This is a genomic window from Confluentibacter citreus (assembly GCF_002807055.1).
Taxonomy (GTDB): Bacteria; Bacteroidota; Bacteroidia; order Flavobacteriales; family Flavobacteriaceae; genus Confluentibacter; species Confluentibacter citreus.
In genome coordinates this window covers 203,211-217,553 of sequence record NZ_NIXN01000005.1, presented here as the reverse complement: position 1 = coordinate 217,553, position 14,343 = coordinate 203,211, and the positions used below count along the sequence as shown (strand labels likewise).

The 14,343-nt window shown below is 38.2% G+C and carries 11 protein-coding genes; 3 read left to right on the top strand and 8 right to left on the bottom strand.

The window, feature by feature from the left end:
* Nucleotide 1 precedes the first annotated feature (1 nt).
* The 3 genes from CDH49_RS11320 to CDH49_RS11310 form a co-directional block, all read right to left on the bottom strand.
* Complete coding sequence (locus CDH49_RS11320; protein ID WP_100615638.1) at nt 2-550, bottom strand: NADPH-dependent FMN reductase; 549 nt, start codon at nt 548-550, stop codon at nt 2-4.
* Between the two features lie 336 nt (nt 551-886).
* A complete protein-coding gene (locus tag CDH49_RS11315) occupies nt 887-1,729 on the bottom strand; it encodes a sialate O-acetylesterase (RefSeq protein ID WP_100615637.1) in 843 nt (280 codons plus the stop codon).
* Between the two features lie 45 nt (nt 1,730-1,774).
* Entirely contained in the window at nt 1,775-2,404 is a 630-nt protein-coding gene (locus tag CDH49_RS11310; protein WP_100615636.1) for a cation transporter, read from the bottom strand.
* A 381-nt stretch (nt 2,405-2,785) separates the two neighbouring features.
* On the opposite strand from CDH49_RS11310, the gene CDH49_RS11305 reads away from it, so the two are divergent.
* Both CDH49_RS11305 and CDH49_RS11300 read left to right on the top strand, forming a co-directional pair.
* Nucleotides 2,786-3,322, top strand: coding sequence for a helix-turn-helix domain-containing protein (locus CDH49_RS11305; protein ID WP_100615635.1), 537 nt, complete (start codon nt 2,786-2,788; stop codon nt 3,320-3,322).
* A gap of 17 nt (nt 3,323-3,339) precedes the next feature.
* Entirely contained in the window at nt 3,340-5,013 is a 1,674-nt protein-coding gene (locus tag CDH49_RS11300; protein WP_100615634.1) for a serine hydrolase domain-containing protein, read from the top strand.
* Between the two features lie 210 nt (nt 5,014-5,223).
* On the opposite strand, the gene CDH49_RS11295 is transcribed toward CDH49_RS11300, so the two are convergent.
* Complete coding sequence (locus CDH49_RS11295; protein ID WP_100615700.1) at nt 5,224-6,003, bottom strand: sterol desaturase family protein; 780 nt, start codon at nt 6,001-6,003, stop codon at nt 5,224-5,226.
* Between the two features lie 103 nt (nt 6,004-6,106).
* On the opposite strand from CDH49_RS11295, the gene CDH49_RS11290 reads away from it, so the two are divergent.
* Entirely contained in the window at nt 6,107-6,724 is a 618-nt protein-coding gene (locus CDH49_RS11290) for a TetR/AcrR family transcriptional regulator (RefSeq protein WP_100615632.1), read from the top strand.
* Between the two features lie 160 nt (nt 6,725-6,884).
* On the opposite strand, the gene CDH49_RS11285 is transcribed toward CDH49_RS11290, so the two are convergent.
* The 4 genes from CDH49_RS11285 to CDH49_RS11270 form a co-directional block, all read right to left on the bottom strand.
* Nucleotides 6,885-8,015, bottom strand: coding sequence for a Gfo/Idh/MocA family protein (locus tag CDH49_RS11285; protein WP_100615631.1), 1,131 nt, complete (start codon nt 8,013-8,015; stop codon nt 6,885-6,887).
* 234 nt (nt 8,016-8,249) lie between these two features.
* Nucleotides 8,250-9,113, bottom strand: a complete 864-nt coding sequence (locus CDH49_RS11280) for a sugar phosphate isomerase/epimerase family protein (RefSeq protein ID WP_100615630.1) — start codon at nt 9,111-9,113, stop codon at nt 8,250-8,252.
* Nucleotides 9,114-9,128: 15 nt separating this feature from the next.
* Nucleotides 9,129-10,646 carry an MFS transporter gene (locus CDH49_RS11275; protein ID WP_100615628.1) on the bottom strand — a complete coding sequence of 506 codons (1,518 nt, stop codon included), beginning with the start codon at nt 10,644-10,646 and terminating at the stop codon, nt 9,129-9,131.
* A gap of 42 nt (nt 10,647-10,688) precedes the next feature.
* Nucleotides 10,689-14,219 (bottom strand): PVC-type heme-binding CxxCH protein, encoded by a 3,531-nt coding sequence (locus CDH49_RS11270; RefSeq protein ID WP_100615626.1) that lies wholly within the window; start codon nt 14,217-14,219, stop codon nt 10,689-10,691.
* Between the last annotated feature and the right edge of the window lie 124 nt (nt 14,220-14,343).

The following is a 14,343-nucleotide window of genomic DNA, read 5'->3' as shown; positions in this document are numbered from 1 at the left end:
GTTAAAATTTATTCACCCAGCTTTCGTAGGCCTTGATAAAGTCTTGAAGAAAGGTTTTTGTGTCCTTTACCAGATGTCCTTCTTTATCAAATAAGCTTTGTGCATTTCCAATATAGGCTTCAGGTTGTTGCATCATGGGAACATCAACAAACACCATCGATTGGCGAAGCAGGTGATTGGCTCCAAATGCCCCCAAAGCACTAACGGAAACACTTACCACGGCACCCGGTTTTCCCACCCAACTATTTTTGCCATAGGGCCTTGAAGCCACATCTATAGCGTTCTTTAAAACAGCAGGAATGCCCCGGTTGTATTCTGGTGTGAAGAATAAAAACCCATCCGAATTTTTGATTTTCTTTCTGAATTGCACCCATTCTTGTGGTGGATTTCCTTGATCTAAGTCCTCATTATAGTATATCAATTGACCAATTTCCAGAATTTCTAATTCTAAATTTGGTGAAGCCAATTTCATGACTTCGGTCGCTATCTTTTTATTGAATGAGTCCTCTCTCAGACTGCCAACCAATACGGAGATTTTCTTATTAGACATATCATTAGTTTTTATTCACCTACAAGATAGTTTATAGGCTTATAAATGAGTTATGTAATTACTGTGAAGATTTACAGTATTCACATTTTTTAACTGGTGTTTGGAAGATGAATTTTACAAGAATGTATTGCAGAGTGCCAAAGTGAGCAGGAGTGTTCAGTAAATACTTGGTCTAAGAGTGCGGAAACGTATTTCGCCCTCTTACGCACCAGCTCTGCGAAGTCTCCTGACTTCGCGGCTGTTTTAATTATTAACATGCGAGGTTGCAAACTTCGAAAAGCATGACAGTGATGAAACTTTAAAGCCTTTGCAGGAAATGAAAAAATTTATAAAAAACTAATCTTCGCAATTTATTTCAACAACTTCATTTAAAAATGCTTTTGCAAATCGAACACCCATGTCCCTTTGTGATTTAGAATCAAAATGCAGGTTATCTCCTTTGTGCGTTAAATCTTTTGTAGAAATTACAAACCTATTATCATCAAGCATAGCGGTTTTATGAATAATAGCATTTATGGAATCGTATTTCTTCTGGGCCTCTTCAGGTTGAATAAATGCCCCTAATTCCCCAACCAAAATAGGTAAAGACTTGTTATTTGTAATTTCTCTAAACTTTTGGAACAATGCTTCTGTGCTTTCTTTATATTTTGGAATACTCCTATCATTGGAATCACTTTCACCTTGGTGCCATAAAACACCTTTAAAAACCACATTATTTTCTACTGATTTTACCATTTCAGTAAAATTTGTTAACAATTTCACTTCCCTATAAACTTCATCATTAATCCATTGTGAGATAGATGAACCACCTACCGCACAAGGTATTAAGGCTATGGTAACATCATCTGGCACACATTCCAATAATTTTTTTGCAAATGATAATCCACAGTCTAAACCTGTTAAATTTGGCTCGTAGAAATGCAAAGGTTCTTTAGCATAAACCCACTCTTTATTTTCGTTTAAAGCAATTATTCTGTTATTAGGGATGGTATCCATAGGTTCTACAAAACCCCTCCCTGCCATGTTGGATTGTCCTGCCAAGATAAATACCCATAACTTTTCCTTGGCTGGCAACTTAGTCACTTTTTCTCTAATCGATGGAAAATTGGCTTCTCTGTTTTCTTGACTGAAGGCGATTGAAATAAAAAATATAAACGTTATTGGTATTAGGTATTTCATCTTTTATAACTTATTAATAAATGACATTTAATATAAACTAAATTTTCAATCACAACAACAATGCGTATCATTTTTGGCTTTTTCAAAACATTCCTTGCCTTCCTTAAAAGCAAAATAGGCAAGTCCCAATGTTCCCAAACTATCTATATATGGGATGCCAAACAGCTCATAAATACCACTACTTACCAATAAAATAACGGACATATACACACAAACCATGGTGCAATTGGCATCCGCCAAAATGGGTGCTGAGTTTAGTTGGTTGCCTACACGGCGTTTCCAAGCCACCAAAACCCACATCACGACGATGGAAATGCCCGAAATAACAACACCCCAAAAGGTGGTGATGGGTTTATGACCAATCCAAATATTATATACACTGGTTATCACTAGGGCAACCACCAAAATATAAAACGCAAATCCTGTTATTCTTAAGGCGGTGCGCTCAAAACCATCCCGTTTACTGTCTGGGTTGTTTTGTATCCTTATAATCATGTGGGCAATGCCCAATCCAGAAATGACTTCAATAAAACTATCGGCACCAAAACCAAAAAGGGCCAAGCTTTCATCTTCAAATCCCAAATAGGTCGATATCAAGCCTTCAACTATATTATAGATAATAGTAAAAACAGCCAACCCAAATGCCACTTTGTATAATTTTTTACTGTGATTCATGTTGAATTGTTTTTGAAAACAAGGTACTCAATTCATAGTAAAAACCATAGGCTGGAAATGAAAATTTCTATCGTGAGAAGCAATCTCACCGTCATGGCGAGGTACGAAGGAATCTCATGATGTAGAACTAAATTTAAACAGATTGCTTCGTCATACTTCCTCGCAATGACGCGTAAAAAAATCCCGAGTTATTAAACTCAGAATATATTAATAGCTACTTCTCTTTGTGCTAAATGCTTGGATATTTGAAGTAAACTTGTTTTAAATAAGCGTGCGAAAAGGCCAAAAAGAGCTATTTTTTCCACATTGTCGTGTGAATGTCGGGTAATTGAAGTGGCAGTGTCCTCTGCTATCTTCATATATTTGAAAAAATAATCATTTATGAGAACAGGACTCTTAATAAAAGAACTAAGGCTAAAGAAAGGCATTACTCAGGAGGAGTTAGCCGCAAAAACAGACATTAGTGTGCGAACCATTCAACGTATTGAAAATGGTGAAGTAGACCCACGTGCATATACGCTTCAATCGATTGCAGCAGCATTGGATGTTGATTTTGCAATTTTAGCCAACATTGAAGAGGACTTAAATACAAGTAACAAAGAAGGGCAAAGTAAATGGTTGCCCCTGCTGCATTTAAGTGGTTTGCCTCTTTTAATCCTTCCCCCCATTCTGGTTTGGATATGGAAACGTGACGACGTCAAAGATATTCGTAAACATGCCATTGACGTGATCAATTTCCAACTGAGTATGTTACTCTATATCCTTCCCTTTGTGCTTTTTTTTGCGCCGCCTATATTGATTGTGTTAGTCTTATTCAGTCAGGTAGTTATCATTATAAACTCTTTGAAAGTCACAAGTCATCAGCCTTATAAATATCCTTTTAGCATCCGGTTTCTGAAACAGGAACCTCTTGCTTGAATATAAATTAGAATGTTATGAAAAACACTTATATAATATTCCTTATGGCGTTTTGTACGCTTGCATGTAATTCTGTCAACGCCTTTCAATCCAATCAGAATAATACCCTTGAACAGACGATTGATTTAATGATGGAAAATCATAATGACAGTAATACACCGGGAGCTACTATTGGAATTATTAAGGAAGGCAAAATTATATTTCAAAAAGGATATGGGATGGCCGATCTCAAATTTAAAGAAGTAAATTCCCCGAAAGTATTATATAATATAGCCTCTGGCAGTAAACAATTCACTGCGTTTGCCGTAACATCGCTTATTAAGCAGCAGAAGCTATCATTAACTGATACTATTGGCAAGTTTCTGCCAGAATTTCCTAATTATGGCAAAGGTATTACTATTGAAAATTTACTCTATCATACCAGTGGCATTCGTGACTATATGGTACTGATGTGGTTGTCTGGAAAAAGTTTTGAAGCAACTTTTGATAACAAAGATGCCTTGAATCTTATAGTAAGACAAAACAAATTGAATTTTAATCCCGGAGACCGTTGTGTGTACAGTAATTCCAACTACATACTCTTAGCCGAAATCATTCATCGGGTTACGGGCAGAACACTTGCTGCATATTGTAGCAACCTATTGAAAGACCTCAACATGAACTCATCTGGTTTTGGAAAATATCAAACGGAAGAGAAATCAGTAATTGCTAAGAGTTATTCAAAATCAGGTGATAATTACCTCCCTTTTAAGGATAAGTATAAAGCTTATGGTGACGGAGGAATGCATACCACCATGGAAGACCTGGCTCGATGGGATCAGGCTTTTTATGATAGCACATCTCCTGTTCAGCATATCCTAAAAAGAGGGACATTGAATAACGGTAACCTTTTGAGCTATGGCATGGGAATACAATTAGATACGTATCGCAATGAACCCATTCAAACACATCCTGGAGCATTTCTAGGATTTCGTTCAGAAACTTTACGATTTCCTGAACGAAAAATTTCAATTATATGTCTAGGTAATTCTGAAGACATCAATCCGGAGTCCATTACTCGGGCTATTGCTGATATTTATGTCTTTGGCGATAAAAACTCCACATCGCTGGTTCAAACCCATATTGATAAAGCGGTAAACAAATCGTTGAGCGTTGAAAATGCAATGACTCTTACCGGAGTCTATGAAGTAATGCCAAATGTTCTAATTCACATTCGATATGAAGATGGTATGCTAAGTGGTCAGGTAACAGGTCAACCCATCCAGATGCTTTATACAGACAATAACACCAATACATTCAAAATTGGTGTAACAAATGATAGGGTTGAGTTTAGTAATCTTAGAAATGGGAAATATCAAGAACTTACCGTATTACAGACACAAGGGAATACTACTGCTCAGCGTTTAAGTGTATTATCACCTAAAGATTACAGTCGTTATATAGGAAGTTATTACAGCAAGGAGCAAAAAGCCTCCTATCAATTCTATAGTAAAGACAAAAACCTTTACTTTAAAGTAGGAAGTAATCCTGAAGTGGAAGTACAAGTACTCACCTCCTACAACCGCATTTATTTCGATTACAAAAACCTTGAAAAAGCTACCATCGATTTCAGTTTGGATAGTAATGGTGATGCGAATGGTTTCCTTTTGAGTTCAGACAGGGTAAGCGGTATTGAATTTGTTAAAAAATAAGTGCAGGTTTTTTTTTCTATATCAAAGAAATTAAAAACAGGATTAGCTTTGGCTCTTACCAAAATTTTGGTGTCGCTGCTGGTTTATGCGGATAGGACATGTATTGATTACTTATATTTGAAAACAATATGTAACAACACCACTTATAAACAAAAATCCCAAGTTATTAAGCTCAGGATTTTATAAGTTGGATAAGGTGTGGATATATATTTAATTCCCTTTTATGGAAGTAACATCCTTAAAACGCAACATGTCCCATAGTTTGTTGGAGGCGCCTAAATAGTATCCCGTTTCTTTCTGAAATGATTCCGGATTTTTAAACGTGCCAAATATAATGTCTATAAGTGGTAAATCGGAATAGTTATATTTATGTATGCCTACTCCATGATGCAGCGAATGGCTTTCTGGCCGTTGAATAATATAACCTAACCATTGAGGCGTTTTAATATTGGCATGCTGAAAAGTACCCAAAAACATGGTTGTAAGGATGATGTATGTAATGGCTTGGGGAGCCAATCCCATAATGAGTGCAAAACTAACCGAACCAACAAGTGCCAAACCAACCATATCGCTCAGGCTAAATATAAAAGCGCTAGGTGTATCTATCCGTTCAGAACTGTGGTGAATTTGGTGGGACACCCTGAAGAGGAAATCCGATTTATGCATGCTAAAATGCCATACATATTGCACAAATTCCACTAAAACGATTCCTAAGACCATTTGTAAAAACAAAGGTAATCCACTTAAATCAATCAGCTGATACGATGCAAAAAAGCCATCCCATATTAAGGGCAGATACGTTGTCATCAATACAAAGACAAGGAAAAAAATAAATCCGCGTACCTTCCAATATTTTATTTTAGGTAACGGACGGGCGGGGAAAAAAGTTTCCCATAAAAACAAACTTCCATAAATAGCGTAGACTATAAAGGTTACAGGATCGGTAAGAATGGCCATCGGGGCTGGTAGCTCTAAAAAAATGGTTTCCATAAATGTCATTATTTTTTTTAATTATACAGACTAGACGGTACAAATATAAAAATATATTCAAACATACCAACTAGTTTGTTTATTTTTTTATTATTTTTGGATTATGGCAAGAGATGGAAAACCTACACGAGATAAAATACTACAAGAATCTAAAGCGTTGATACTTCAAAATGGCTATGCTGGCACCAGTATCGACCACATATTAGAGAAAACCGCGTTAACCAAAGGCGCATTCTTTTATCACTTTAAAACAAAAAACGATTTAGCAAAAGCACTCATTGAGGAATTTATACGCTTAGACCTCTCTACTATGGAAGCGGCTTTAAAGAACACACAAGATTTAAAGGATAAACCCCTAGACAGGTTATTGAAGTTTATTCAGATTTTTATAGATGTGCTGGCCGGTTTAAAAGCACCACATCCTGGCTGTTTGTATGCGTCGTTTATTAATGAATCAAATTTATTTGATGAGGAAATCAAAAAAGATATTGCGAAAACGATATTGACTTGGAGAGATAATATTGAGATATTAATGCAAAACATCCTTGAACAATATGACATGGTTATTGAAGAGGATCTTAATTCGTTGGCCGATACGTTTACGGTGATTTTTGAAGGCGGATTTATTCTTTCAAAATCCGTAAACGAACCCGATTTAACGGCAAAACAATTAAGACACCTACAAAACTATCTTCAAATACTTTTTGTTCCTAAAAAATAACGTCATTGCGAGGAGGCACGACGAAGCAATCTGTTTAATTCTAGTTCTACATAATGGGACTGCTTCGTACCTCGCAATGACGGATGACTCGCAATAACGCAAAAAAAATCCTGAGTATAATACTCAGGATTTTCGACTAATTCAAATTATTTAAGCGACCTTATTTACCGCTTAGGGTAAAGTCCGGCAAATTCATTTGTTTACCACCTTGCAAAGCCGACTCATGCGCCAAAATACCCACACACGTGATGTTGGCAGATTGTTTGGCATTTGGGTAAGGCTCTGTACCTTTTACTAATGCATTTACAAACTCATGCACCAAATGCGGGTGGGAACCACCATGTCCAGCGCCTTGTGTAAAGGATAAATGTTGGTGATCGTCCGTGTCATACACACCTTTGGTGGTAAAACGTTGAATTTCCTCAGGTAAGTACTTGGCATAATCTGGCGATTCTACTTCTTGAGGAATCTCTGGCTCAGGCTTTTTAGCGGTATGCACTACTAATGGATGTCCTTCTATTAACGGCCATTCCACCGATTTTTTGGAACCATACACCTCAAAACTTTCTCTATACTGACGTGCCACATCAAAAAGCGATCGGTACACATGGGCACTGATATCAGAATCTTTAAACTTGATATGGGTACTTTCAACCGCAAAAGGTGAGTTGTATTTAGGAATCAGTTCTTCTCGAATGGTTCCTGAACCAAAGCAAGACACATATTCCGCTTCTGCCCTAGTTAATGCCAATACAGGTCCTACGCAATGGGTGGCATAATGCATGGGTGGCAATCCTGGCCAGTAATTCGGCCAACCGTCCATATCTTGTTGGTGACTCGCTTTTAAGTATTGTATTTTACCTAATTCGCCTTTATCGTATAGCTCCTTCATAAACAAAAACTCACGGGCATAGACCACGGTTTCCATCATCATATAGATCAACCCGGTGGACTTAACCAACTCTACGATTTGCTTACATTCCTCAACCGTTGTTGCCATGGGCACGGTACAAGCCACATGTTTGCCTGCTTTTAAGGCTTTAATGGATTGCTCTCCATGATTAGGAATGGGCGTATTGATATGTACCGCATGTATGTTTGGGTCTTTTAACAATTCGTCATAATCTGTGTAACGCACATCTATACCAAATTCGTCACCTATCTCTTTCAGTTTATCTTCGTTACGCTGGCAAATAGCGTACATAACCGCATTGGGGTGTTTTTGATAGATGGGGATAAACTCGGCTCCAAATCCTAGACCTACAATGGCTACGTTTATTTTTTTACTCATAACTTTAATCTATTAGTTTTAATATATGCTTAATTATGTTGTGTTTTTTTTGAAACTTTCATATCTATTTAATGTCAGTTCGAGCGACATATATCTTCTCGATACAAATTTGCTACGTTGCTCTTCGCAAATCCACTCGAAGTGACTTTCAGGGTTGCAATATTAATTTAGTTAGCCTGTCAGTTCGAGTGATTCGCTATAAGCGAATTGTATCGAGAACCCTTCAAAAATTAATTACTCTCTTGCCCATGTTTTTAGAAACTTCAAGCCGTCTTTTGCAAAATCATCTTGCGTATCCGCTTTAGGCGTCCAAAAACAAACGGCTCCTGCCAATTCTACATTCTCGGTTGTAAAACTTTCAATGGATACAATACCCTTATATCCAATGGCTTCCAAGCCTCTTTTATAGGCATCCCAAGGAGTTTGTCCGCTACCCGGCGCCCCTCTGTAATTTTCGGAAACCTGTAAATGAATTAGTTTATCACCGACCGATTTAATGGCTTGCTCTACATCACGTTCTTCAATACTCATGTGAAAACTATCCAATATGACATTTGCCGAAGGGTGATTAATATCTTTTACCATACGCATCACGTCATCCGCAGTATTTACTAAATCTGATTCGAATCTGTTTAAGGGTTCTAAGGCGATGTTGAGTCCTCTTGAACCCGCCATATCACAAACCTTTTGCAGATTGTTTACGGCTAAATCCCATTCCGCTTTTCGCTGGTCGGGTTTTAACATCCGTGCCTTCCCGACTGCGGAATACATCGGTCCTGCAAAAAAGGACACCCCCAATTCGGCACAGATATCTAAACAGGATTCTATGTATGACAATCCATTTTGTTGTACCTGTTTAGATTCATTGGTTAAATCCCGAGAATTACCAAATGCCCCACAAATGGCGGTTTCTAAACCATAGTCATTTAAAGCGGTCTTTACTTTTTTTACATCGATAAGCGCGGGGTCTTCCACAGCTATTTCCACCACATCAAACCCTAATTGGGCTATTTTTGGGAAAAGTTCCTGTATCGTTTCGGTTGAAAACGGTGATGCCCACAACCAGGTACTCACGCCATATTTTATATTCAATGCCATTAATTTCTTTTATTTTTATTCGTTTTGCTTGGTTAATGCTACCGCAGCATAACCGCCTTTACTTCGGAAATAGAAGATGAGTGCCATATAACTTATAAACATCAAAACAGGAAATATAACAATGTAGCGTAAGGCTTCTTTTTTAGATTGATGCTGAATCTCTGTGATGGTCGCCACCTCTTTTTCAGAAGCATTCTCGAATTTTATTTGATCTAAGGCCCTATAGTCTCCAAAAACACTGGTTTTTTCTTCGGTAATGTAGTTTTGACTTAACTCGGTATTCTGTTTTGAATCATAAGCTTTAATACCTTTTTCAATGGAACTGTCTTGAACAAATCCTATCACACCAGCACCAATAACGCCTGCTGCTATCATACCCAAACCGCCAATAATATTTAGAGTAAGGGCACCACCTTTAGGAAAGCGCTCCGCCACCACACCAAGCATTGTTGGCCAGAAAAAGGCTTTACCAAATCCGTAAATGGTTGCCGCTACCAATATCATGACTCCAACGGCATAGGACATGAAAAATAAGCCGATTCCTGCAACTACGGAACAAATAGCCAATAGCCCAAGCGGCGACACTCTATGGATGATGGAACCTGCAAATAATCGTAACACAAACATAATCGCAGAGGTATAAACTAATATCCACCCTGCTTGAAGTCCGATTTGCGTCATAGCCGGCGTCATTAAATCCGTAATCCAGCTATCCGTACCCAACTCCGTAACGGCAAGCGGTATCATAATCACCAACAGAATGACGAATAATGGTTGTCCGAAACTCTTGGTATACAATCCGAATAAAATGGTTATTAACATAATAATTGCCACGTTTAACCAAATGGCCCATCCAAACACCTCACCTAATTGAAACACAATGATGGCAACAATTACCAAGGCACCAATGGCGCCAACTTCCTGTAACATTTCTTTATAAGACACCCCAGCTTGTACGCGTTCGTTTAAAGGGAATTTTCTACGCAACATCATAATACCATACACGAAGGTTGGTATTAATGTCAACGCTATTTTATACTCCCACGGTACATCGGTTCCCATTAACAAGGCAATGATACCGCCAAGTACCAAGCCGCCAGGCCAACCTGCATGAAGCATGTTTAACCATTTTGTTTTGTCTTTTGAGAACATAGTGGCTACCACAGGATTTGCAACAGCTTCTACAACGCCATTTCCTATAGCACCTATAAATGTGGCAAGATATAGCGTGCTATAGCCGTCAGCGCTCACCGTTAAAATAACCGAAGTGACATGACAAATAAATGCAAACCCCAAAGAAGTTTTGTAGCCTATTTTATCAACCACTAAACTGAAAAGCACAATACTAATAGCGAATGGCCATAAACCAACACCCGAGATTTCTCCCAATTGTGTTTGGGTAAGATTAAATTGAACACCCCATTCTGGCAACACGATTGCCCGAAGGATAAATCCGAAAGCCGTTGTTACAATTGCTATGAAGCAGGTTAAAAACAACAATCTATCAGGCGCAGAATTCGTTTGATTATCCATAAAATAAAATAAATTGGTTAGTAATCTTATTTAGTTTTTAGTTTAGTTAACTCGTAAAATACCTTTCATGATACGCCAGTGGCCTGGGAATGTACATATATATGGATAATCTCCTTTTGCATTGGGCAGTTTAATGGTTATGGTATAACTACCGCCCGTATTGATTAATGGCGTTGAAGCCAACACTTCTGCCATGGCCGGTACATAATTCATTTTCTGTCCGTTAGGATCACTCGCCAACTTATCTGCTGCCGCACCAACAAGTTCCATAGTTCCTGGCTTAAGAAGCAATAAATTATGTTGCATGAAATCTGGATTGTTCAATACGATTTGTATGGTTGTCCCTGCCTTAGCAGTGATCAATTCCTTATCATACTTCATCACATCTTTTAGAGTATTCAATACAATGACTTGGTCTACGTTTTCAACAACCTCCGTCACTTCGGATTTGTTAAGTATTTCAAGCTTCCCATTTTCAAAAGCAGTGGATCTTGAGAAATAGTTATCTGGATAATTGGCAACCTTATCAGCACCAAGGCTTCTTTCAAAACCAACTCTAAGACCTAAATCAAGATTCTTCTTAAATAAACCAGCTGTTTTAGCAGAACCAGCTTCTTTACCGTTTATGGTTAGTTTCATGGTACCATCTTCTTGTAAACCTGCCGTAAAAGAGAACTTATTTGGCAACGGTTCTGTAGTGACTACTTTGTAGGCTTTACCATTTTGGTTAATTACAAAATTTAGTTTATTCTCCATGAAATACAGTCCGTAACCGTCCCTTCGATTCCCTTGAACCATAATAACGCCTGCATATCCTGCGGGTTCATCGTCTCTTTGTCTTAATTCCACATCGCCAGAAACAATCCATTCACTACTACCAACTTCTGGCGTCAATGGCACGGCTTGCCTAAACATTCTACGCAATGGAAGGACATTTAAACGCGAGCCAAACGCTAGCTTTTGAGACAGTGAAGCTTCCATTAATGACGGATTCATATTCAATCCTCTTTTTGAAAACTCTGCTCTAAAGCCTCGTTCATTAAGTTTACTTGAAATCGTCAAGGCGTATTTCAACCACATGTCGGCAAAATTTTCTTGCTTCTCTGCCATATTTACAAGCGCACGTCCGATACCATCAGATTCAGGCATTTCGGTCGTCGCTAAAACCGCTGCTAATCTTACTCTAAAATCGGTATCATCAAAAAGACCTGCTTTTTCAATAGCATCAAAAGATTTTGCTGTTTTTGGCAATACCTGTACAGCCGCTCTTCTAACACCCGCGGAAGGATGTGATAATGCTTTGATAGCTACTTTTACAGCGTCATTATTAGGAGTATCACCAAAGGCTCCTAAGCCATGAAGTGTCCATAATGCATGGATGGCTGGGGCGTTAATTCCTATTTCATCAAGCGATTCATTTTGTATTATTTTATACAATTCAGGAAACACAGACGTGTCTTTACTCTCCACCAATAAACGTTGCGCATGGGTTCTCCAAAGCATGTTATTGTTAGAAATGGCTTTAATAAGACCTGCTTTATCATCCTTACTTAATGACAAAGTACTTTTTTTATCATGTCCTTTATATATGACTCTGTAGATACGTCCGCGTGAACGGTCCCTTAACGGATTCACATACGCATTTCCATACCCATTATAAGCATCAACTCCCGCAGAACCAGCTGATGGTGTTGGGTTATGCTGGATAATGAAGTTATACCAGTCAGCTATCCATACGGCACCATCCGGCCCTACTTCTGCTTGTATAGGACTCGCCCATTCATCGCCACTGGTCAATAAATTCCAACCATCACCATCTTCAATAAAACCAGCGCCTTCTTGTTTTAAATTCACTTTATGCACCAATCTACCTGTTGGTTCGGTAACAAACGCCACACTATTCCAATACGATTTAGGAAATTCCCTTGCGGTATATAAACTGTGTCCTGCCGCTGCGGTAAAACCCTCCATAACATCTACCTGACGCAGGTTTTTAATGGCATAACGCATATCGTAATGGGAATCTAATTTAAGTATGCCGTTTTCATCCAAACCAGCTTTTTCAAAATAGCGTTTAGGCAATCCGAAAAATGCGGAATGGGTATTGTTTGCTGTGGAAATAAACACATCAAATTCCTCTGAGAAACCAAGTCCCCAAGTATTATTGGATGCATTACCTAAATGTTCTATATCTCGTGTATTCGGATCAAATTTATACATGGCATTACCAAAAGACAAGGAATCTGTGCCGCCTTGCTGTGATACTCCATTAAAACGGGAATATCCAACCATGCCCCATATATCATTATCTAAGCCATAACGTAAGTTTGAAGACTGCGCATGTGTATCGGTTTTACCCCAACCAGGTAAAATATCTTCCCTTACATCGGCAACATCGTCGCCATTGGTGTCTTTTAGGAATAGGAATGACGGTGACTGACTCACAATAATTCCGCCGTTAGAAAACACAAAACTGGTCGGGATGTTTAGCTTTTCAGCAAAAATAGTTACTTTATCCGCTTTGCCATCACCATCCGTATCCTCGAGTATTTTGATACGGTCGTCTCCCAATTCATCTTCTTTTACTTCATTCGGATAATCTACGGTTTCAATCACCCAAAGCCTTCCTTTTTCATCCCAATTCATGTACATAGGATTGAAAATCATGGGTTCGGAAGCAAATAATTTCAATTCAAATCCAACCGGAACCTGCATTAAAGACATAGATTCTTCAGGCGTTAAAGGTTCCTGAACCCTTGGTGCTGGATCTCTCTTTTCGTAATTAGGTACTAATCCATCAACATATTTGGGTTGTGCAATAAAAACCTTTTCAAGATTTGCCTTGGCCTTCTCTCCGACTGCCCACATTAAACCATTCTTTACTAAGTCTAAAAATCCTTGGTTTGTGAATGTGCTCATATCATGGCCATAAGCCGTGTAGAATACGCGTCCTTCACCATAAGGTCTTACCCATGTATAAGGCTCGTGATGATCGCCTTCAACACGCTCGCCCAAAACTTCAATGTTTGGTGAAAGTTTATCGTGTACATAGGTTTCATCCAAGGTTTTAAAATCCGTAATACCTTTCATCACCTCGTGATCGGGCTTTAATATCACATTCTGGATCGTATCGAACTTGTGGCTTTTAAACTGACCACCAATCATTTCTACAACCTCATCATTATTTCTAAAACAAAAGGACGCCGAGTGCAAAGCTATTAAGCCTTTGCCACTTTTAACATAATTGAGAAGAGCATCTGCCTGAGAATCAGAAATAGTATCGTGATTGGCATACACAATCAACCCTGCATACTGATCTAAATTCTCTTTGTTTAAATCGTCTGGATTGTCGGTAAAAGAAATATTGATACCGCTTCTGAAATATTCCCTAGATAAGATACCTGCTAATTTATGGGAATCGTGATTTGTGTTATTCTTGTGACCTAAAAAAAGAATTTCCATTCGTTTAGGCGTATCATCTACTGTTTCAGATGACTTACTTTTGCAGGAGCTAATTAAAATCCCAAAGGACATTACAATGGCTAGCTTAAGCCAAAATTTGTTGTTTTGCATTATTAGTTTAGTTTGGTTTAATTGGTTTTGAAAATCTTCGATATAAAACAAAAATCATCATTATGGGTTTGATTCTTAAGGTGCCTTCATACAATTTTTACATAAAATTATGAATTAAAAACAC